22 protein-coding genes and 1 pseudogene are annotated in these 20,265 nt (G+C 72.9%); 13 read left to right on the top strand and 10 right to left on the bottom strand.

Annotated features, from left to right (window positions below; genetic code table 11):
- Window positions 1-9: 9 nt before the first annotated feature.
- Window positions 10-366, bottom strand: a complete 357-nt coding sequence (locus tag ACIODU_RS18155; RefSeq protein WP_161310011.1) for a PRC-barrel domain-containing protein — start codon at window positions 364-366, stop codon at window positions 10-12.
- Between the two features lie 431 nt (window positions 367-797).
- On the opposite strand from ACIODU_RS18155, the gene ACIODU_RS18150 reads away from it, so the two are divergent.
- Window positions 798-1,874 (top strand): fatty acid desaturase family protein, encoded by a 1,077-nt coding sequence (locus ACIODU_RS18150; protein ID WP_401768573.1) that lies wholly within the window; start codon window positions 798-800, stop codon window positions 1,872-1,874.
- A gap of 57 nt (window positions 1,875-1,931) precedes the next feature.
- Here ACIODU_RS18150 and ACIODU_RS18145 read toward each other — a convergent pair whose 3' ends face one another.
- Window positions 1,932-2,303 (bottom strand): VOC family protein, encoded by a 372-nt coding sequence (locus ACIODU_RS18145; protein ID WP_401768570.1) that lies wholly within the window; start codon window positions 2,301-2,303, stop codon window positions 1,932-1,934.
- Between the two features lie 120 nt (window positions 2,304-2,423).
- Here ACIODU_RS18145 and ACIODU_RS18140 point away from each other — a divergent pair, with 120 nt between their 5' ends.
- A complete protein-coding gene (locus ACIODU_RS18140; protein ID WP_401768568.1) occupies window positions 2,424-2,798 on the top strand; it encodes a BlaI/MecI/CopY family transcriptional regulator in 375 nt (124 codons plus the stop codon).
- A 199-nt stretch (window positions 2,799-2,997) separates the two neighbouring features.
- Here the strand turns inward: ACIODU_RS18140 and ACIODU_RS18135 are convergent.
- A pseudogene (locus tag ACIODU_RS18135) lies at window positions 2,998-3,405 on the bottom strand (hypothetical protein); the annotation flags it as partial.
- A 261-nt stretch (window positions 3,406-3,666) separates the two neighbouring features.
- Here ACIODU_RS18135 and ACIODU_RS18130 point away from each other — a divergent pair.
- Both ACIODU_RS18130 and ACIODU_RS18125 read left to right on the top strand, forming a co-directional pair.
- Complete coding sequence (locus ACIODU_RS18130; protein WP_327238077.1) at window positions 3,667-3,984, top strand: metalloregulator ArsR/SmtB family transcription factor; 318 nt, start codon at window positions 3,667-3,669, stop codon at window positions 3,982-3,984.
- Entirely contained in the window at window positions 3,981-4,850 is an 870-nt protein-coding gene (locus ACIODU_RS18125; RefSeq protein WP_401768566.1) for an SRPBCC family protein, read from the top strand. The genes ACIODU_RS18130 and ACIODU_RS18125 overlap by 4 nt, the downstream gene beginning before the upstream one ends.
- 52 nt (window positions 4,851-4,902) lie before the next feature.
- Here ACIODU_RS18125 and ACIODU_RS18120 read toward each other — a convergent pair whose 3' ends face one another.
- Window positions 4,903-5,751, bottom strand: a complete 849-nt coding sequence (locus tag ACIODU_RS18120) for a helix-turn-helix transcriptional regulator (RefSeq protein WP_401768563.1) — start codon at window positions 5,749-5,751, stop codon at window positions 4,903-4,905.
- A 231-nt stretch (window positions 5,752-5,982) separates the two neighbouring features.
- Here ACIODU_RS18120 and ACIODU_RS18115 point away from each other — a divergent pair, with 231 nt between their 5' ends.
- Window positions 5,983-6,726 (top strand): SDR family oxidoreductase, encoded by a 744-nt coding sequence (locus ACIODU_RS18115; RefSeq protein ID WP_401768561.1) that lies wholly within the window; start codon window positions 5,983-5,985, stop codon window positions 6,724-6,726.
- Window positions 6,727-6,812: 86 nt separating this feature from the next.
- Here the strand turns inward: ACIODU_RS18115 and ACIODU_RS18110 are convergent, their stop codons facing one another.
- The gene (locus ACIODU_RS18110; protein ID WP_401768559.1) at window positions 6,813-7,268 is read right to left on the bottom strand and encodes a tellurite resistance TerB family protein; all 456 of its coding nucleotides are present in this window, start codon (window positions 7,266-7,268) and stop codon (window positions 6,813-6,815) included.
- A gap of 230 nt (window positions 7,269-7,498) precedes the next feature.
- On the opposite strand from ACIODU_RS18110, the gene ACIODU_RS18105 reads away from it, so the two are divergent.
- Entirely contained in the window at window positions 7,499-8,149 is a 651-nt protein-coding gene (locus ACIODU_RS18105) for an alpha/beta hydrolase (protein WP_401768557.1), read from the top strand.
- Between the two features lie 31 nt (window positions 8,150-8,180).
- Window positions 8,181-8,885 carry a dienelactone hydrolase family protein gene (locus ACIODU_RS18100; protein WP_401768555.1) on the top strand — a complete coding sequence of 235 codons (705 nt, stop codon included), beginning with the start codon at window positions 8,181-8,183 and terminating at the stop codon, window positions 8,883-8,885.
- Window positions 8,886-8,963: 78 nt separating this feature from the next.
- Here the strand turns inward: ACIODU_RS18100 and ACIODU_RS18095 are convergent, their stop codons facing one another.
- The 3 genes from ACIODU_RS18095 to ACIODU_RS18085 form a co-directional block, all read right to left on the bottom strand.
- Window positions 8,964-10,901: a sigma-70 family RNA polymerase sigma factor gene (locus ACIODU_RS18095; protein WP_401768553.1), complete on the bottom strand. Its 1,938-nt coding sequence runs from the start codon at window positions 10,899-10,901 to the stop codon at window positions 8,964-8,966.
- Window positions 10,902-11,101: 200 nt separating this feature from the next.
- Window positions 11,102-11,281, bottom strand: a complete 180-nt coding sequence (locus ACIODU_RS18090; protein ID WP_161308173.1) for a hypothetical protein — start codon at window positions 11,279-11,281, stop codon at window positions 11,102-11,104.
- A gap of 133 nt (window positions 11,282-11,414) precedes the next feature.
- Complete coding sequence (locus ACIODU_RS18085) at window positions 11,415-12,323, bottom strand: UbiA family prenyltransferase (protein WP_401768550.1); 909 nt, start codon at window positions 12,321-12,323, stop codon at window positions 11,415-11,417.
- Between the two features lie 199 nt (window positions 12,324-12,522).
- Between ACIODU_RS18085 and ACIODU_RS18080 the strand changes: the two genes are divergently transcribed.
- The 4 genes from ACIODU_RS18080 (at window position 12,523) to ACIODU_RS18065 (ending at window position 16,177) form a co-directional block, all read left to right on the top strand.
- A complete protein-coding gene (locus ACIODU_RS18080) occupies window positions 12,523-13,575 on the top strand; it encodes a type III polyketide synthase (RefSeq protein ID WP_401768548.1) in 1,053 nt (350 codons plus the stop codon).
- Between the two features lie 23 nt (window positions 13,576-13,598).
- Window positions 13,599-14,123, top strand: coding sequence for an isoprenylcysteine carboxyl methyltransferase family protein (locus ACIODU_RS18075; protein WP_401768545.1), 525 nt, complete (start codon window positions 13,599-13,601; stop codon window positions 14,121-14,123).
- Complete coding sequence (locus tag ACIODU_RS18070; RefSeq protein ID WP_401768544.1) at window positions 14,120-15,136, top strand: NAD(P)/FAD-dependent oxidoreductase; 1,017 nt, start codon at window positions 14,120-14,122, stop codon at window positions 15,134-15,136. The genes ACIODU_RS18075 and ACIODU_RS18070 overlap by 4 nt, the downstream gene beginning before the upstream one ends.
- 78 nt (window positions 15,137-15,214) lie before the next feature.
- Window positions 15,215-16,177 carry an alpha/beta hydrolase family protein gene (locus ACIODU_RS18065; protein ID WP_401768542.1) on the top strand — a complete coding sequence of 321 codons (963 nt, stop codon included), beginning with the start codon at window positions 15,215-15,217 and terminating at the stop codon, window positions 16,175-16,177.
- Window positions 16,178-16,197: 20 nt separating this feature from the next.
- Here the strand turns inward: ACIODU_RS18065 and ACIODU_RS18060 are convergent, their stop codons facing one another.
- Entirely contained in the window at window positions 16,198-17,454 is a 1,257-nt protein-coding gene (locus ACIODU_RS18060; RefSeq protein WP_356422948.1) for a DUF4032 domain-containing protein, read from the bottom strand.
- Window positions 17,455-17,681: 227 nt separating this feature from the next.
- Between ACIODU_RS18060 and ACIODU_RS18055 the strand changes: the two genes are divergently transcribed.
- On the top strand, window positions 17,682-19,163 hold the full coding sequence (locus tag ACIODU_RS18055) for an MFS transporter (RefSeq protein ID WP_401768538.1): 1,482 nt from the start codon (window positions 17,682-17,684) through the stop codon (window positions 19,161-19,163).
- On the top strand, window positions 19,160-19,783 hold the full coding sequence (locus ACIODU_RS18050) for a TetR family transcriptional regulator (RefSeq protein WP_401768535.1): 624 nt from the start codon (window positions 19,160-19,162) through the stop codon (window positions 19,781-19,783). The genes ACIODU_RS18055 and ACIODU_RS18050 overlap by 4 nt, the downstream gene beginning before the upstream one ends.
- 66 nt (window positions 19,784-19,849) lie before the next feature.
- Here the strand turns inward: ACIODU_RS18050 and ACIODU_RS18045 are convergent, their stop codons facing one another.
- Window positions 19,850-20,257: a hypothetical protein gene (locus ACIODU_RS18045; protein WP_356422940.1), complete on the bottom strand. Its 408-nt coding sequence runs from the start codon at window positions 20,255-20,257 to the stop codon at window positions 19,850-19,852.
- Window positions 20,258-20,265: the final 8 nt, after the last annotated feature.

Raw genomic sequence — 20,265 nt, 5'->3', positions numbered from 1 at the left:
CGACCCGCCTCAGCGGCGGCCCAGGCGCCGCTCGCCGCTCGCACCCGTCTTGTACGGCAGCCCGTAGTGCGAGAAGACCCGCGGCTCGTCCTCGGCCAGCAGCTCGCCGTCGGCGTCGATCCAGGGCGCCTCCCTGGCCAGCTTCTTGTCCCAGGGAACCTTCAGATAGCCGGGGCCGACCGTCGCGTCGGCCAGCGGCACGAAGACCAGCCGGCGCTTCATGGGCATGCCGATCGTCACGGTCGCGAACGACGGGGCGTCGGTCGCCGTGTCGACGTACACCGCTTCGAGCGTGCCGATCTTCTTCTTGTCGGCGTCGACCACGTCGTGGCCCCGCCATTCCCGGATGTCATCAGCCTCGAACACGAGTGATCCGCCTTCTGTCCAGCGCTCGTCCAGTGGTGCCGCAAAGGTCGTTCCTGTGCCGAATACCCGCTATTCGCGGCCCCGCACCCGCCCGGGAGCCCGGACCGCCCGATCGGGTCTGTCCCCGCCTGCCCGCCGGCCGGCCGGTTACACTGGCCCCAAGACGCCTCAGACCCCGGCTTCCCGCTGTCCCCGGACCCGGGCAGCAGTACTCGTCGCGTCACCGCAGTGGAACCTTGGACCGCACTCAGCAGACAGCCGCTGTGTGATCCCGCTGCTCACCTGTTCCCGGTCGGCAGCAGAAGCACGTCCCTGCGATCTCCCGTCGGAACATCCGCGGCCGTACGTCCCCGCGCATCCACCGAGCCACCCTGCCTGCGGTCATCACGTCGGCACAAGGCGGTCGTGAACGACCCGAAAGGCGAGGCTGCATGTCCGTCCACACCACTGGTGAACCCACCGTCGTGCAACAGCGGGGGGAGAGCGGCACCGCCGGCAGTGACTTCTCCCGGCTCTCCAAGGCGATCACGGCGGCCGGCCTGATGCGTCGCAGGCCCTGGTACTACGCGGTGAGGATGTCGCTCGTCGCCCTGTCGTACGGCGCGGCCTGGGCCGTCTTCGCCGTCGTCGGCGACAGCTGGTGGACGCTGGCCGTGGCCGCGCTCCTCGCGGTCGTCTTCGGCCAGGTCGCGCTCGTCGCCCACGATGTCGGGCACCGCCAGGTGTTCCGGCTGCGCAAGGCCAGCGAGCGCACCGGCCGGATCGCCGGCAACCTGGGCATCGGCATGGGCTACGGCTGGTGGCAGGACAAGCACTCCCGGCACCACGCCAACCCGAACCACGAAGAGCTGGACCCGGACGTCAACCCGGACATCTTCGTGTGGTCCCAGGCACAGGCGCGCGAGGCGACCGGCCTGCCCAAGTTCATCGGCCGCCTCCAGGCGTATCTGTTCTTCCCGCTCCTGACGCTCGAAGGCTTCAACCTGCATGTCGCGGGGGTACGGGCGCTCGCCGACCGCACGCTCAAGCAGCGCAGGAAGGAGGGCTTCCTGCTCTTCGCGCACTTCGCCCTCTACCTGGGCGCGCTGTTCGTCGTGCTGCCCCCGGGCAAGGCCGTGCTGTTCCTCGTCGTGCACCAGTGCCTGTTCGGCCTCTACCTGGGCTCCATCTTCGCGCCCAACCACAAGGGCATGCCCACGCTGACCGGCGCGGACCGCCCCGACTTCCTGCGGCGCCAGGTCCTCACCTCGCGCAACGTGCGCGGCGGCTGGTTCACCGACCTCGTGCTCGGCGGGCTGAACTACCAGATCGAGCACCACCTGTTCCCGAGCATGCCGAGCCCGCACCTGCGCAAGGCGCAGCCGATCGTCGCCCGCTTCTGCCAGGAGCACAACATCGGCTACCTGGAGACCGGGCTGATCAACTCGTACCGGCAGGCGCTCAAGAGCCTGCACGACGCGGGCGCGCCCCTGCGGGCGGCGGCCGCGACGCCGGGGCCCCGGGGCTGACGCCGGGTCCCCGGGCCGGCCGGGTGTGTGTTCCCGGCCGGCTCCGTACGTGGCCGTTCAGCGGTCCTGGAGGACGGAGAGGATGTTGCCCGCCGGGTCCGTGAACCACGCGATGTACGGACCGCCGCCGCGGAAGATGCCCTTCTCGTCCGCCTCCATGCCCGGGTAGCGCTCGAAGACCACACCCCGGGCGGCCAGCGCGTCGACGGCCGCGTCGATGTCGTCCACCGGGAAGTTCAGGACGGTGAAGGTGGCCGGGGTGTGGTGGGGCTTGGGGTAGAGCAGCACCCGGGTGTCCCCGGCCAGACGCAGAGTGAGGAGCCCGTGCTCCTCGCTCGTCTCCAGCCCGAGCGTCTCGTCGTAGAACCGCTTCGCCTTCTCGATGTCGTTCACCGCGAACCCGCTGAACGCCTTGCTGCTGCCGAGCATGACTGCTTCCCTTTCCTCGGTCCTGTGCGATTGTTCTTCCCGGTCCGGCCCGCTGATTGACTACAGTGTCGTAGACCGTCCGCTGTCGCGGGTGGACGAGGAACCGGGAGGAGCGTCCCCATGGGCGACGAGAGCGCGGAACGCCGGCCGGCCGGGGAGCTGGAGGCCGAGGTGCTCGCCGCCCTGTGGGCGGCCGGGGAGCCGCTCACGCCCGGCGGGGTCCGGAAGGCACTCGGCGTACCGCTGGCCCGCACCACCGTCACGACGATTCTGTCACGGCTCCACGAGAAGGGCACCGTCGGCAGGATCCGGTCGGGGCGCGGCTACGCGTACGCCCCGACCGAGGACGCTCCCGGGCTGACCGCCCGCAGGATGCACTCCGAGCTGGCGAAGGACGAGGACCGCGGCGCGGTCCTCGCCCGCTTCGTCTCCCAGCTCAACGACGAGGACGAGCAGCTGCTGCGCGCGCTGCTCGACGACGGGGAAGCCGGCTGATCCCGCCGGCCCCGGCCCCGCCGCCGCCCGTACCCGCGCGGCCGCCCGTACCGCCGATCGCCCGGCCCCGCGCCCCCGTTCAACCACCTCCGCCGATCGGTCCGCCCAACCGCACCGTGTCCGCGGCGGGTTCGCCCGCATTCCACCACGGGCCCGTCGCGCTTTTCCTGACACCCTCCCTGCGGGCGGGCCCCGGCATTGCCCCCGGGTTGATGAGAACCGGAATCGCGCGGTCCATTCTCATGGCGTCCACCGATTCCGCGAGCAGTTCGTATTCGGTGGTGTCGTCGTGCGTGGCGACTCGAATGAGCCGCCCCGCGGCCAAATGTTCACCGACGATATTCTGATGGATCACATCGTCCCGCCAGGCCCGCAGCGTATGCGGAACGTCCGGCACGCCCGGTCCGACCGGAGTGAGCGCGGAGGCGGGGAAATGATCGCTCTCGGGACTCGGGTCGAGCCGCTCGGCGATCCAGGTCGCCCGGTCCCGCAACCACCACAGTGCAAGAGTCAGAGTGGGTGCGCGATAGGTGCCGAGGGGTACGCCGACACGCTCGCCGCCGCAGACCCCGTATGCGGTGACATGGCACAGGAATTCGTCATGCACGGCCGCTCTCCTCGCGCCGTTCTGTGGAGGCCGGAGGCCTGGTCGTTGGTCTTTCGCAGTGACGCTGTACGGTGTGTCGCAGGGCGATTCCCGGGAGAGCCCGTCATTGATCCGTGGTCGCCCAACTTGCCATTATGTTCATTTCTGATGTGCAGTCACCACGTTGTTCTGGCCAGAGTTCGGGTGAATTCCCCGACCCGATGGCCGAAATTCTCGGCCGATCGCCCACGGGTTATATAGCCGATGGGCTATGTTCGCCGAATGCCCATACCGTTCGACGTTCTCGCGGACCCGAGCCGCCGGAGGATTCTCGATCTCCTGCTGGAGCGCCCGCACCTGGTGGGCGAGTTGACCGAACGGCTCGGGCTGAGCCAGCCGGGCACCTCCAAGCACCTGCGGGTGCTGCGGGAGGCCGGGCTCGTCCGGGTCCGGCAGGACGCCCAGCGGCGGTGGTACGCACTCCGGTACGAACCCCTCGCGGAGCTCGACTCCTGGCTCCACCAGTACCGGCACCTGTGGTCCGGCGCGCTCGGCGCGCTCGAACGGCATCTCGACGCGACAGAGGACACCTCCCCATGAACACGACCCCGTGGCCCGACTCCCTCACCACGACCGCCGACGGCAGGTCCGTCCTGCGCATGGAGCGCCGGCTCCCGCACCCCCCGGAGCGCGTCTGGGCGGCGCTCACCGAACCGGCGGGCCTGGGGCAGTGGTTCCCCGCCGAGGTCTCGGTGGAGCCACGCCTCGGCGGGGCGATGACGTTCCGCTTTCCCGGCCCCGGTCCCGGCGCCGAGGGGCCGCGGATGACCGGTGAGGTCACCGGCTTCGACGCGCCCCGCGTCTTCGCGTACACCTGGGGGAGCGAACACCTGAGCTGGACCGTCACCCCGGACGGCGACGGGTCGTCGCTGACGCTCGTGCACACCTTCGACGACCGCGCGGGCGCGGCGAGTTTCGCCTCGGGCTGGCAGTTGTGCGTCGCCGCGCTGGGCCGGCTGCTCGACGGCGAGCCGGGCGCGGTGGGCCGTGACACGGGCGAGCTGCACGAGTCGTACGTGCGCCGGTTCGACCTGGAGCGCGGGGTCACCGAGACCGTGCCGGGCGGCCGGCGGGTGCGGTTCGAGCGGCAGTTGGTCCGGCCCGCCGAGACCGTGTGGGAGATCCTGTCCGCGGGCATCGAGCCGGTGGCGGGGCTGCCCGTGCCGGAGGGCTTCACGGCGGAGAAGGTCCCGGCGGGGCCGGTCACCGAGGTACGGGCGCCGAGGTCGCTCACGTACACCTGGCAGGTGGACGGGACGGTCGACTGGGAGCTGACCGAGGGGACGGGTCACGGCGCCCGCCTCGTGCTCACCCAGACGGGCCCGGAGGACTTCGACACCGCCGGGGCGTTGGCGGCCTGGCAGGCCCGGATCGAGGAGCTGGCGGCGCGGCTGCTGGAGTCCTGAGAGGGGGCGCGGGCCCGGGCCCGGCCTGTACGTGTGTGTGGTGCCGGTCGCGTCAGGTGTGACGCGGTCCCGGTCCGCGCGCCCGGCCGGCGGCGTGCAGGGAGCCGAGCAGGGCGAGGGAGCCGGCGTCCGCGCTGCCCGGCTCGGCGGTGCCGACCAGGAGGTACTGTCCGGGCGCGCCCTGGACGTCGAACGTCTGGTACGTCAGCTCGATCCTGCCGACGTCCGGATGGTTGAACACCTTGGACTTGCGGCCGAGGGCGCCGACGCGGTGATCGCGCCAGAGCGCCGCGAACTCCTCGCTCCCGGCGAGGAGTTCCCCGACCATCCGGGCGGTCCCCGGGTCGTTCCTCCGGTGTCCCGCGCCCAGCCGCAGCGCCTCGACGGTGTCCCGGGCCACGGTGTCCCACTCGGCGAACAGCTCCCGGGCGGCGGGGTCGTGGAACAGGGAGCGCACCATGCGGCGGGGGTCCGCGAGCGGGGAGAGCAGTGCGTCGGCGAGCGCGTTCGAGGCGAGGACGTCCAGGCGGCGGTCGACGACGTACGCGACGGCGGTGGGGAAGTGGTCCATGAGCCCCAGCAGCGCGGGGTCGACCTCGTCGGGGCTGCCGGGCGCCTCCGGTTGCGGTACGAGCCCCGCGAGCCGGTACGCGTGCCAGCGCGCGTCGCCGTCCAGGCGCAGGGCCCGCGCGAGGGCGTCGATCACGGGACCGGACGGGCTTCTCTCCCGGCCCTGCTCCAGGCGGGCGTAGTAGTCGGCGCTGACGCCCGCCAGGACGGCGACCTCCTCGCGGCGCAGCCCGGCGACGCGGCGGGACCCGGAACGGGCCATGCCCACGTCCTCCGGGGTCAGCAGGGCTCGTCGGGCCCGCAGGAACTCGCCCAGTTCATAGCCGCTCATCCACGAATTCTACGTCGGCGGGTCCCGCCGCCCGGGTCCCGCTGTCCGGCTCCCCGGCCCGGTCCCGGCACCCGGTCCCGCCGTCCGGTCCCGGCGTCCAGCCAGGGTGTGGCACACCCAGGAAGTCCCGCCCTGCCTCTCCCGCCCGGTCCGGCGCAGGCTGGTGAGGGCCGGCGGTCCACCGCCGCGCTTCTCCCTCCGCCCCGCCCCACCTTCACCGAACGGGTTCCCATGACTGTCGTGTCCACCACCCCCACCAGCAAGGTCGTCCTGATCACCGGAGCGAGCGGTGGAATCGGCGAGGCCACCGCCCGGCGGCTGGCCGCGGCGGGTCACCGGGTGTTCCTCGGCGCCCGCCGGACCGGGCTCGTCGCCACCGTCGCCCAGGACATCGAGGCCGCCGGGGGAGTCGCGGGACACCACGCCCTGGACGTGACCGACCGCGGCAGCATGGGAGCTTTCGTACGGGCGGCACGGGACCGGTACGGACGGGTCGACGTCCTTGTCAACAACGCGGGGATCATGCCGCTGTCGATGCTGGAGGCCCTGAAGGTCGACGAGTGGGACCGGATGATCGACGTCAATCTGCGCGGGGTGCTGTACGGCATCGCCGCCGTCCTGCCCCTCATGCGGGAGCAGGGCTCCGGTCACATCGTGAACGTCGCCTCGGTCTCCGGTCACCGTGTCGACCCCACCGCGGCCGTCTACAGCGCCACCAAGTTCGCGGTCCGCGCGGTCTCGGAGGGGCTGCGGCAGGAGAGCCGTGACGTACGCGTCACGGTGATCACGCCCGGCCTGGTCACCAGCGACCTGACCGGTGGCATCACCGACACCGCGGTACGGGGCGCGGTCGAGGGGATGATGGAGATCGCGATCCCCGCCTCGGCCGTCGGCGACGCGATCACTTATGCCGTCGGCCGCCCCGCCGACGTCGACGTCAGCGAGATCGTCATCAGGCCCACGGCCCAGGGGTAGAGGACCGCCGCGCGCCGGCCGCCTCGCGGGGCGTCGCCCGCCGCCCCGCGGAGGCCGGTGCCCCGCGGAGGCCGGTGCCGGCCGGCTCAGAGGTCGAACTCGTGCGGCGCCAGGTCCAGCGCGAAGCACGCCTCACGGACGACCGCCTGCTCGTCCTTGTCGAAGTCCCCGTCCGCGCCGCCGATGACGATGCCGATCTGGATGACCGCACGCGCCTCGGCCGGCTTCTTCTTCGCCTTGCCGATCTCCTGGAGAATGCCGACCTTGCCGAACGCGAAGTCCGCCGCGAGCTTGTCCAGGGCGGCGTCGAAGCGGCGCTGGAGGTCCTCCGCCGGGAAGTTCTGGAGCACCTCGTTGCTCGCGATCAGCGACGCGACCCGCTGGCGCTCGGACGGGTCCACCGAGCCGTCCGCCGCGGCGACCAGGGCGCACATCGCCATGCTGGCATCGCGGAACGCGCCGCTCTTGAGGTCGTTCTTCTTCGCCGTGAGCTGCGTCTGCATCGTCGCGGCGGATTCCTTGAAGCGGTCCCACAGAGCCATGGCGCCATCTCTCCTCGTGTGTCGTCTACACCTGTCCCGTCCAACGTCCGGGGCTGCCGGGGCGTGCCCGCCGAACGGGTGATCCGCGCGACGGAGGGCACTGCTTGAAGCTTCAATGACGAGGCGTAGGGTGCGGAAGGGTGCGGGACCGCCCCGTGGGTCCGGCCGGAGACCGCGCACGTCCGTGCGCGCCCACGCCGCCCCGTACACGGAGGAGAAGAGCCGCCGCCATGCCGTACGCAGAACAGTCCCCCCTGGTCGTCCGCTGGTCGCGTGCGGAGGCTGACCGGGACGGCACGCCCCTGCTCGTGGCGCTGCACGGCCGGGGCTCCGACGAGCGGGCCTTCTCCGGGATCGCCCCGTACCTCCCCGGAGACCTCACCGTCGCCTTCGTCCGCGGCCCGATCGCGGAGGGCGGCGGCCACACGTGGTTCACCAGCCGGGGGATCGGACGGCCCGTCGCCGAGTCGATCGCCGACTCCGCCGGACAGGTCCTCGACTGGCTCGACACGGTGGCCGCCCGGCACACCTCGGTGAGCCTGCTCGGCTTCTCCGGGGGCATGGCGATGGCGGGAGGGCTCCTGCTCGCCCGGCCGGAACGTTTCTCCTCCGCCGTGCTGCTCTCCGGCACCCTGCCCTGGGACGCCGGACTGCCCACCGAGCCCGGCCGGCTGGCCGGTGTACGGGTCCTGTGGGGGCGCGACGACGCCGACACCGTGATCCCGGCGGACCTGGTGACCCGTACGGGGGAGTGGCTGCGCGAGAAGTCCGGCGCCGACCTGGCGGAACGGGTCTACCCGGCCCTCGGCCATGCCATCGGCGAAGGCGAACTGAACGACATCCATACTTTCCTGACGGAGGCGGGCGACCGGCCTTCGTGAGCACCGTCATCCCCTGCGTCTGGAGCCTTCCATGCCCACAGATCCCACCCCGCACAACGTCGAGTTCCCCAGCGCCGGCGGCACGGCCTACGGCTATCTCGCCCTGCCGCCCGCCGGACACGGCCCCGGGGTCATCGTCATCCAGGAGTGGTGGGGCCTGACCGACCACATCAAGGACATCGCCGACCGCCTCGCGCGCGAGGGCTTCGTCGCGCTGGCCCCCGACCTCTACGGGCGGACGGTGGCCCACGACTCCGCCGAGGCGCTGCGCCTGATGAACGAACTGCCCACCGCCAAGGGCGTCGAGCTGCTCGAAGGCGCGGTCGGCCACCTGCTCTCCCTGGAGGAGACGCGGGGCGACACGGTCGGGTCCGTCGGCTTCTGCATGGGCGGCGGATTTGTCCTCAGCCTCGCCGCCGCGGACCAACGGGTCTCCGCCGCCGTCCCCTTCTACGGCCTCAACCGCGACGGCGTCCCGGACTTCTCGCACCTCAGGGCGGAGATCCTGGGCCACTACGGGGAGTTGGACGAGAGCGTCCCGCCGTCCTCGCTCGCAGAGGTGGAGGCGGCGATCGTGGAAGGCTCCGGCATCGTCCCGACCTTCCACGTCTACGCCGGGGCGGGCCACGCCTTCTTCAACGACGGCCGCCCCGGGGTGTACCACGCCGAGGCCGCCGAACTGGCCTGGACGCGCACCCTCGACTTCCTGCGCGACCGGCTCGACCCGGCGGTCTGACGACGGGGCTCCGACCCGGATGTGGTGACCTCGCGGGGGTGTTCCCGCGAGGTCACCGCCCGAGCAGCGGGCCGGCCGTCACCGGGCGTCGCGAAACGCCCGCCCCGCAGGGGTGATGGCCGGCCCGCTGCGGTACAGGCCGGTGCTGGGACCGGTGTCGGACGCGGGCAGGCCGAACCACGCCCAGCGCTGGACGTACGGCAGCCCCGCCAGCATCTTCGCCGCCGAGGCGAGGAACGCCGCCTGCTCGTCCTCGGTGGGGAAGCGCGGCGTCGCCTGCGAGAAGTCGGTGAGCGCGAACTCCGTCAGCCAGATGGGCTTCCCGTAGCGCGCGTGGACCGCCTCGATGTACGAGCGCAGCTGGCCGACGGCCGCCTCCGTACGGAAGTCACCCCCGTACCAGTGCAGCGTGATGAAGTCGACGCGGTAGCCCCGGGACTTCGCGCCACTCATGAAACGGTCCAGCCATCCCCCGGCGGTGTCGCCGCCGAAGGCGACCGCGGGGCTGCCCAGGATCTTGCCGTTGTCCTGCAACTTGGGCCACAGGGCGAGCGCCTGATCGACCGTCATGTTCGACTGGGCGCCCATGTCCGGCTCGTTGAAGCCGAGGAGGTACGGTCCCGCCGCGCGCGCCCGCGCCAGATTCGCCGCGTCGACGGAGTCCTTGCCCCAGATCATCGGGACGTACTCGGCGGACCCGGAGCCGACGAAGGAGTGGTCGGTGCCCCAGGTGTAGTACCACCCGGCCCCCGAGTCGCTCAGCGCCTCGGTCGCGCCCCCGTTCCAGTTCCACACCCCCACTCCCTTGCGGGCCGACGCGACCGGGGCGGTCCGGGGCGGCGGGGCCGCCGCACGCCGGGTGGGCTTCGCGGACGCGGTCGGCTTCGGCTTCGCCTTGGGCTTGGCCTTGGGGGAGCGGGACGCCGAGGGAGAGGCGGAGGCCGACCGCCGCGGTGACGCCGAGGGCGACGCGGCGGGGGCGGCGGCGGGCGCGTCCGCGGTGGTCACGGAGGTGTCCTTGGCCGGTGACTCACCGGGCAGGAACGCGACGACGAGCAGGGCCGCCGCGGCCACCGCCCCCGCCGCGAGGCCCGCGGTCAGACCGCGCCTGCGCTGGACGGTCCTGCGGGCGGCCCGGCGGCGCCCGGCGCGCCCGCCCGTACCGCCGGCGCCGGTCCCCCCGCCCTCGCTCCCGACGACCGTGATGTCGTGGGGCGAGGCCGCGTCCGGGTCCAGGCCGGCGGAGGCGGACGCGCTCCAGGAGACCGCCTCGGCGGGCAGCGGCAGCAGGGGAAGCCCGCCCAACAGCCGCTCCACCGGCACCCGTTGGTCGTCCGCCGCGCCGCAGACCGCGCACGCGCGCAGATGCCGGGCGAACCGCTTGCGCCACAGCGGCCCCGGCTCCCCGGACCAGCGGTCGGTCAGGGAGTCCAGCCCGGGGCACCGCTCCTTGCCCGCGTCGGCGGCCAGCGCGCGCACGATGCCCCGGCACACCTCTATCTGCTCGCGGAGCCGCTGCACCCGTACCGCCGCGTGGCGTCCCGACAGCCCGAGAGCCTCGGCCAGTTCGGTACGGCTGACCTCGCCGGTCGTCTCCAGCCACCACAGGGACAGCAGGGTGCGGTCGTCCTCGTCCAGCCAGCGCGTCGCCTCCGCGACCTCGCGCCGCTGGTCGGTGAGGCCCAGGCGCAGGATGGTGACGGAGGCGAAGTCCGAGGACGGGTCGGCGACCTGGTCGGCCGCCTCCAGGGACGCGGTACGGTCCAGGGCCGCCGCGCGGTGCTGCTCACGGTCGCGCACCTGCCGTACCGCGATCGCCACCGCCCAGGAGCGGAACGCGTCGGGGTCGCGCAGGCCCGGCAGCCCCCGCACGATTCTGACCAGCGTCTCCTGGACGACGTCGTCCACGTCGCTGTGGCCGTCGAGCGCCCGCCCCACGATGTTGTAGATCAGCGGCATGCCGGCCGCCACCAGGGCGTCCAGCGCCCGCGGATCACCTCCACGGGCGGCGAGCACCGTGGCACGATCGGGTCCATTGCGGTCACTTCGGTACACGACGCTCCACCTTGTTCTCGTCCGTCACTCAGGAGACGGCGCGGCGCGGTGCCGGACAACAGAAAACCAGGTGGAATCTTCTCGGATTCTCGCGGGGGTACGGGGGCGGGGTCCGGGGGCGCGGAACCCGACCCACCGCGAGCGGGCCGGTGCCGGCCGGGTCAGCGGCGACGGCGGCTCGGCGACCAGCCCGTACCGAGACCCGCGACATGCAGGGCGAGCAGCGTCAGGCCGAGGAGCATCAGGCTCGTCGGGGTGAAGATGGCGTGATCCACCGAGGTCTCGGTGCCGTTGATGATGAAGGCGATCGCGAAGAGCGCCGCAGCTATGAAGCCGAGCATCTGTGTTCTCCCGGTGTTCCGAAGGCCGCCGCGGCGGAACGCCGTGGTTGTGCCGTGGCACCCGGGTGCCCCCGGCCGGGCGGTTCAGTCCTCCGGCGCGTAACAGAATCTGACGTGGTGTCAGCCAGGCTGGTCAGGACGGGCCCGCGCCCTGCCACAGCAGCAGCGCCACATCGATCCCGGCGACCAGGATCGCCGCCCGGAACGGGACTTTGGGCCACCGGCGCCCCAGCACCGACCCGCCCGTCGCGGCCACCAGCGCCCCGGCGACGGCGGCGATCCCGACCGGTCCCGGCCGGCCGGCCGCCAGCAGCACCGTGGCCGCCACCAGCGGGGCGGGCAGGAGGAGCCGTACCGCTGCGGGCCCGAGCCGCTGCGGCCAGCCCCGTACGTCCATGGCCAGGTCGTCGTCGATGTCCGGCAGGACGTTGGCGAGGTGCGCGCCGACCCCCACCAGCGCGGAGGCGGTCACGACCCACCAGGCGGGGACCGGGGTGCCCGGCAGGCCGAGTGTCACGAAGGCGGGCAGGGACGCGAACCCGATCGCGTACGGCAGCCAGGAGAGGACGGTCCGCTTGAGGCGGAGGTTGTACACCCAGGCCGCGCCGACCCCGGCCAGGTGGACCGCCCCGGCGAGCAGCCCGTACGCCAGGGAGAGCGGGACGCACAGGATCAGGGCGGCGCAGGCCGCGGCCCCCACGGTCCGCGCGCCGACCGTCCCGTCCGCCACCGGCTTGTCGGCGCGGCGGGTCGCGGTGTCGCGTGCCGCGTCGACCGCGTCGTTGCTCCAGCCGACCGACAACTGCCCCGCCAGCACGGCGGTGGCGGCGAGCGCGCCGCCGGCGGCGTCCTGGCCCGCGGCCACCGCGAGCCCGGTGACGAGGAGGGTGACCGCCACGGTGGGGCCGGGATGACAGGCCCTCAGCAGCCCGGCCACCACGCCGCGCGCCGACCGGCCCGGCGCGTCACGGGGCGCCTCGCCGACCGGCCCGCGAGCACCCGCCCCGGCCGCGGCCCCGACCTGTGCCTCTGCTCGCTCCATGGCGTCCACCTGCTCATCGTAGGCCGCCCGCAGGCGGGTTGGGGGTGCGTCACCGGAGGGCTGTACGGGTGACGGGTGTCCCGGCCCCGCAGGCGGCCGCCCAGGCGCTTTCGCGGGGCCGTACAGGCGACTTCGGGTGTGGCGTCGCGGAGCGGGGGCAGGAATGGCACGTCCCACATCCCCCAGCCTCGGACCGCAGATGACTCGCATCGCAGCCGTCCATGGAGCCCTGGCTCCGCATCAGCACAGCCAACAAGAGCTCACCGACATGGTCGCGAGGACGTGTCTGCCGGTGGGAGCCGACCGCCGGGTCCTGGACCGGGTGCACCGCGGCGCACGGGTGGAGACGCGTCACACGGCACTGCCTCTGGAGACGTACGGAGATCTCAAGGACTTCGGGGCCAGCAACGACGCCTTCATCGCCACGGCCGTGCCGCTGGGCGCCGAGGTCGTCGGCGCCGCGCTGGACGAGGCGGGCCTGTCCCCCCGCGACGTCGACCTGCTGATGTTCACCTCGGTCACGGGCATCGCGGCGCCCTCCGTGGACGCCCGGCTGGTGGGACTGCTCGGGATGCGGCCCGACGTCAGGAGGGTCCCCATCTTCGGTCTCGGGTGTGTCGCCGGGGCGGCGGGCATCTCGCGGCTCGACGACTACCTGCGGGGGCGCCCCGACGACGTGGCGGTCCTGCTCTCGGTCGAGCTGTGCTCGCTGACCTTGCAGCGTGACGACATGTCGGGCGCCAACCTGGTCGCCTCCGCGCTCTTCGGGGACGGCGCCTCGGCGCTGGTCGCCACCGGCGCCAGGCGCCGGGGCGCGGGGCCGGTCGTCGTCGACACCCGCAGCCACATGTACCCGGACACCCAGGAGGTCATGGGCTGGGACATCACCGGCTCCGGCTTCCGGATCGTGCTGGACGCGGGCGTCCCCGACCTTGTACGGAAGAACCTGGCCCCGGAGGTGGACTCCTTCCTCGCCGACCACGGCCTCACCCGCGACGACATCACCGCCTGGGTGTGCCACCCGGGCGGGCCGAAGGTGCTGGAGGCGATGGAGGACATCCTCGAACTGCCGGACGGCGCGCTGGATCTGACGTGGCGTTCGCTGGCGGCGGCGGGGAACCTGTCGTCGTCCTCCGTGCTGCACGTCCTGCGTGACACGCTGGCCGAGCGCCCGCCGCCGGCCGGCGGCGCGGGACTCGTGATCGCCATGGGACCCGGATTCTGCTCCGAGATGGTCCTGCTGCGCTGGTAGAGGGAAGGGGAGGGACCGACGAGATGATCTGGTACACCGCGCTGATCCTGGCGGTCGGCGCCGAGCGCCTGGCCGAACTGGTCGTCGCCAAAAGGAACTTGCGCTGGAGCCTGGAGCGCGGCGGCGTCGAGCGGGGGCAGGGGCACTATCCGCCGATGGTGGTCCTGCACACCGGTCTGCTGCTCGGCTGCCTCGCCGAAGTGTGGCTGGCCGACCGGCCGTTCGACGCCGTCCTCGGCTGGTCGGCGCTGGCCGTCGCGGTGGCCGCGCAAGGGCTGCGCTGGTGGTGCATCCGCACGCTGGGCCCGCGCTGGAACACCAAGGTGGTGGTCGTCCCCGGGCTGCCGCTGGTGACGGGCGGACCGTACCGGTGGTTCCGCCACCCCAACTACGTGGCGGTGGTGGCCGAAGGGATCGCCCTGCCCCTCGTGCACACCGCCTGGACGACGGCGCTCGTGTTCACCGTGCTCAACGCCTGGCTGCTGACCGTCCGCATACGGTGCGAGAACCGCGCGCTCGACACGGCCGCCGTCGGCGTCCCGACGTGATCGACCTCCTCGTCGTCGGGGGCGGACCCGCGGGGCTGGCGACCGCCGTGCACGCCACCCTCGCCGGGATGGAGACGGTGGTGCTGGAACCGCGCCCCTCCCCGGTCGACAAGGCCTGCGGCGAGGGCGTGATGCCCAGCGGCGTACGGGCGTTGCGCGCCCTCGGTCTCGAACTCCCGCCCGGTCACCCGCTGCGCGGGATCCGCTATGTCCGCGGCCCCCACCACGCCGAGGCGCCGTTCGGCGACGGTACGGGGCTCGGGGTCCGCCGTACGGACCTGCACGCCGCCCTCACCCGGCGCGCCGAGGAGGCCGGCGTCAAGATCGTGACGGACCGCGCCGGCGAGATCGGGCAGAGCGCGGACTCCGTCACGGCGGCCGGGCTGCGGGCCCGCTGGCTGGTGGCGGCGGACGGGCTGCACTCGCCGGTACGGCGCGGACTCGGCCTGGACCTGCCCGACCGCAGGCCCCGGCGGTACGGCCTGCGGCGCCACTACCACGTGAGGCCCTGGACGGACTTCGTGGAGGTGCACTGGTCGGCGGCGGGGGAGGCGTACGTGACCCCGGTCGCCGAGGACGTGGTGGGGGTCGCCGTCCTCAGCAGCCAACGGCGCGGCTACGAGGAGCACGTGGCCGGCTTCCCCGATCTGCTCGCCCGGCTCGACGGACCGCCCGCGACCTCCGTACGCGGGGCGGGCCCCCTGCGGCAGCGGGTGCGCCGGCGCACGGCGGGGCGGGTGCTGCTCGTCGGGGACGCGGCGGGGTACGTCGACGCGCTCACCGGCGAGGGGGTCGCGCTCGCCCTCGCCTCGGCGGAGGCGGCCGTACGGTGCCTGCGGGCGGGCCACCCCGAGCGGTACGAGCGCGAGTGGCGCCGGCTCTCCCGCCGGCACCGGCTGCTGACGGAGGGTCTGGTACGGGTCGCCGGGCGCCCGGCGGGCGCCCGCCTGATCGTCCCGGCGGCGGCCCGCCTGCCGTCGGTCTTCACGGCGGCGGTGCGGGCGTTGCAGTGAGCGGTGCGGGGGTGCGGTGAGTACCCGTTTCCGGTCCTCGCTCGGGGTGCCGGCGGCCGGCTGGTGAATACTGGCCGCATGTCGACCGATGGGGTTCTGCGCGAGGTCAGGTTCTCCGGTCGGGCGGTCACGCTGGCCGGTTCGCTGGGAGTTCCCCGGGGAAGTGGCGGGGCGTCTCCGGGCGTGGTTCTGATCGGTGGGTCGGGATCGTCCGACCGGGACAACGACACGTACTTCCCGCCGATCCGCCGGCACCTGCTGAACGCCGGATTCGCCGTGCTGTCCTACGACAAGCGCGGGGTCGGTGAGTCGTCCGGGGACTGGCGCGCGTCGACCCTGGACGATCTGGCGGCCGATGCGGCCGCCGCGCTGGACTTCCTCCGTGCTCGGCCCGGGGTGCGGGCCGACGCCGTGGGACTGTTCGGCCACAGTGAGGGCGGCTGGGTCGCCCTGCGCGCCGCTGCCGCACGGGACGACGTGCCCTGGGTGGTCACCAACAGCTGTCCGGGGACGACTCCGGCGGCCCAGGAGCGCCACGCACTGGCCAACTCCCTGCGGGCCCGGGCCGCACAGCGGGACACCGAAGGCATCCTGGCCCTCTACGACCGGCTCACAGAAGCGGGCCGCCGCGGCGCCGGCTTCACCGAGGCGACAGAACTCGTCGACTCCGCCGGGAGCCCGTCCGGACTGGCCTCCTACTGGGCCGGGATGGACGAACGGCTCTGGGAGTTCCTCGCACGCAAGCAGGACCACGACCCGGTGCGGGACGCCGCGCGACTCCGCTGCCCGCACCTGGCGATCTTCGGCGGCGCGGACGAACTGGTGCCCGTCGCCGACAGCGCCGGCCTGTTCACCACCACGGCTTGCCACCCCGACCGCGATCCTCACGCGACGCTGACCGTGGAGGTGTTCCCCGGCGCCGACCATCGCGTTCGGACGGGCGAAGGCGCACACCTCGCACCGGGTTATCTCAGCAGACTGGTCCAATGGATCGAGAACCGTGCACCGGCCCCGGCCTCCGGCCGTTCACCTCGGCCCTGACAGGACCTCTCCGCGCCCGGTCAGGGCGACAGGCCCGCCGACTCGTCCGCCGCCTGGACGGTCAGTGCGTTCACCACGTGGGGCAGGACGTGCGCGACATAGTCCTCGATGGTCGCCTCCAGTCCCACGTCGCGTCCCGCCTTCTCCGACAGGTACCAGCGGTGCTCCAGCACCTCGTGGTAGATCTGCGCCGCGTCCATCTCCCCGCGCAGCTCCAGGGGAACCGCCCGCACGGTCGGCCGGAACACGTCGCGGACCCAGCGGTGCGCGAGCACCTCGGGGCGCGCCCCGAGCGGATCCCCCGGTACGTAGTCCTCCTCCCCGGCCATCCAGCTCTCCAGGTCGTTGAGCAGCCGCCGCGCCTGGTTCTCCTCCGCGTCCAGGCCGGTCAGCCGCAGCAGTTGGCGCTGGTGGTGGCCGGCGTCCACGACCTTCGGCAGGAACGTCACCGTGTCCCCGACGGGTGAGCGCTCGATCTGCATCTCGGCCACGTCGAAGCCCAGGTCGTTGAGCCGCCGTATGCGCCGGTCGATGTAGTGCCGCTTGCCCACCGGGTAGACGGACTCGCGGGTCAGCTCGTGCCAGAGGTCCTCGTACCGCTGGACGATCGCCGCGCCGAACGGGATCGGGTCGACGGACGGATGCAGTGCCCCCGACGCCTCCAGGTCCATCAGCTCCCCGGCGATGTTCATCCGGGCCAGCTCGATGTCGTACTCCCGCTGGCCCCGGCTGAGGTTCTGCTGGAGCTGGCCGGTCTCGGCGTCCACCAGGTACGCGGCGTACGCGCCCGCGTCCCGCCGGAACAGCGCGTTGGACAGCGAGCAGTCGCCCCACGCGAAACCGGCCAGGTGCAGCCGTACGAGCAGCACGGCCAGCGCGTCCATGAGCCGCTTCACGGTGGACGGGCGCATCGTCGACTCGAACATCGAGCGGTACGGCAGCGATCCCTTGAGGTGGCGGGTGATCAGCGCCGACTCCAGCGGCTCGCCGTCCGCGTCCACCCGCCCGGTCACCACCGCCAGCGGGTCCACGGCCGGGATACCGAGCCGGTGCAGGTCCCGCAGCAGCCCGAACTCCCGTACCGCCGCCCGCTCGGTGATCTCCTTGACCGCCACCACGTCGGGGCCCGCCGACGCGAAGCGCACGACGTGGCGCGAGATGCCGCGCGGGAGCGCGACGAGGCACTCCGGGGGCCACTCGTCGAGCGGGGCGTTCCAGGGCAGGTCGAGGAGCACGGCGGGCTGCTCCGGATTGGTCGCGCTGATCTGTAGCGCCATCGCGTCTCCCACGGCGGTTGTCGGGCGCGAACCGGACCCGGAACCGCCGGTACCAGTGTGCCGGGCGGTGCGAGCCGTCCCGGCGGCCGGGGGAGCGGTGTGGTGAACATCCGTGCACCCCGGGGTGCCGGTGAGGGTGCACAGGTGTTTACTCTGAGGGGGTGAACGCCTGTGCACCCCCGGGGTGACCGGGCGCCCCGGCCGCCGCACCGCCCGTACGGAGAGACATGTCAGCAGCGATACCCGCACCCGCCCCCGCACCGCACGCCCGCTTCCTGGTGGCGGTGCTCGCCTTCTGCGGGGTCGTCGTCGCCGTCATGCAGACCCTGGTCGTGCCCCTGCTGCCGCACATCCCCCAGCTCACCGGCGCCACCCCGACGGCCGCCAGCTGGCTGGTCACCGTCACCCTGCTCACCGGGGCCGTCTGCACCCCCGTGCTCGGGCGCGTCGGCGACATGTACGGCAAGCGGCGGGTGCTCCTCGCCTCCCTCGGGGTGCTGGTCGCCGGATCCGTCCTGTGCGCGATCAGCTCCCAGATCGCCGTGCTCATCGCGGGCCGCGCCCTCCAGGGCGCGGCGCTCGCGGTCGTCCCGCTCGGCATCAGCATCATGCGCGACGAGCTGCCGCCCGTCCGGGTCCTGCCCTCGATCGGGCTGATGAGTTCGACGCTCGGCATCGGCGCGGCCATCGGTCTGCCGGTCGCCGCGCTGGTGGTGGAGCACTACGACTGGCACACCATGTTCTGGGCGTCGGCCGGGCTGGGGCTGCTGGACCTGGTGCTCGTCCTGCTCGTCGTACCGGAATCGCCGGTGCGCTCGCGCGGGCGCTTCGACGCGCCCGGCGCGCTGGGGCTGTCCGCCGCCCTGGTGAGCCTGCTGCTCGCGGTCACCCAGGGCGGCTCGTGGGGCTGGACGTCCGTCCGCACGCTGGGCCTGCTGGTCCTCGCCATCCTCATCGGACTGGTCTGGGGCGCGTACGAACTCCGTACCACCAGCCCCATGGTCGACCTGCGGGTGTCCTCGAAGCCCGCCGTCCTGCTGACGAACATCGCCGCCCTCCTGATCGGCTTCGCCTTCTACGCCAACTCCCTGTCCACCGCGCAGATGGTGCAGGAGCCGAAGAGCACCGGGTACGGTCTCGGCGCGTCGATCGTCGTCAGCGGACTGTGCCTGCTGCCCGGCGGGCTCTCGATGGTCGCCCTGTCCCCGGTGTCGGCGCGGATCTCCGCGAGGTACGGGCCCAAGACCGCTCTCGCGCTCGCCGCCGCGATCCTGGCCGCCGGCTATGTGGTGCGGTTCTTCACCAGCCACCAGCTCTGGACGATCATCCTCGGCGCGACCGTCGTCTCGGCGGGGACGGCCATCGCCTACTCGGCGCTGCCCGCTCTGGTGATGCGAGCCGTGCCGGTGACGGAGACGGGCGCGGCGAACGGACTCAACACCCTGATGCGGTCGGTCGGGCAGGCGTTCTGTAGCGCGGTGGTCGCCGCGGTGCTGGCCAACGTCACCTTCCAGGCGGCCGGGCGGACCGCCCCCACCCTCCACGCGTATCTGCTCGTCTTCCTCATCGCGGCGGGCGCGGCGCTGCTCGCGCTGGCCGTCACCCTGTGTCTGCCGCGTCAGCGGCCCGCGGCCACCGGTAGCGTCGGGCGGGACAGGGCGCGAGCGACGACGGCGGGCGTCCGTCCTGGCCGCCGGGAGGGCGCATGAACGGGCAGACCGACCACATCACCGGGGGCACCACCGCCGGGGGCGGCACGGGGGAGGGTGGTGGTACGCGTGGGGGCGCCGATACGGGAACGGGCCGCCAGGCGATCGTGCGCGCCGCCCGGCGCGCGTTCGCCTTCCGCCCGTACGCCGAGGTGACCCTGCGGGCGATCGCCGCCGACGCGGGGGTGAGCCCGTCCCTGATCGTCAAGCACTTCGGCACGAAGGAGCGGCTGTTCAACACGGTCGCCGACTTCGGCCCGGCGGCCGACGCCCTGCTGGCCGCACCGCCCGCCTCCCTCGGCCGTCACCTGGTACTGGCCCTGCTGAGCAGCCGCCGCGAGCAGCAGTCCGACCCCTTGCTGCGGGTGGTGTTCTCGCTGGGCAAGGACGACGAACGGACGCTGTTGAAGGAGCGGTTCGACGCCCAGTTCACCCGGCGGCTGGCCGCGCTGCTGCCCGGCGCCGAGGCCGGCCTCCGCGCCGAACTGATCGCCGCGCAGGTCCTCGGCCTCGGGGTGACGCTCAGTCTGTACCGTACGGGCGCGGCGGGGCGGACCACCGACGAGCGGCTGGCGGACCTCTACGCGCCGGGCCTCCAGCGCCTCATCACCCCCGCGTGACGGGGTGAGGGCGGCACCCGCGATACGGGTGCCGCCCTCACGTTGTACGTTCCCGGCGCCGAGGCGTCAGAGGACGTTCCCCGAATCCGCCGGGAAGTCCGGCGGCCAGGGCCCGTCGAACAGTGACTCCCGGCCGTCCATCAGCGCGTACTCCGCCTCGCGCCAGCCCGGAACGCCACCGACGACAAAGCTGTCTCCGTCAGGGTCCAGCAGCCAGGTGTACTCCGCGTCGTCGGGCTCCAGCCCGTGCCGCTCCGCCAGCACCGCGAACGTGTCCGGATCGGCGCGCCGGATGTGCAGGCCGTTGCGGTAGTAGGGCTGGAGAAGCATCAGCGTCACATGGCCGATGCACACCTCGACATGGGTCGAGGTCTTGTCGATCAGCGTCGCTTCACTTTGCAGGAAGAGGTACCGGTGGGACGGGTTGAACCCCACCACCCGGAACAGCCTCCCGGTACGGATGAAATCGGTCATGCCCGAAG

Source organism: Streptomyces sp. NPDC088261 (assembly GCF_044740805.1).
Classification (GTDB): Bacteria; Actinomycetota; Actinomycetes; order Streptomycetales; family Streptomycetaceae; genus Streptomyces.
Note: the sequence above shows the minus strand (reverse complement) of the source record. Positions and strands in the feature narration are given on the sequence as shown.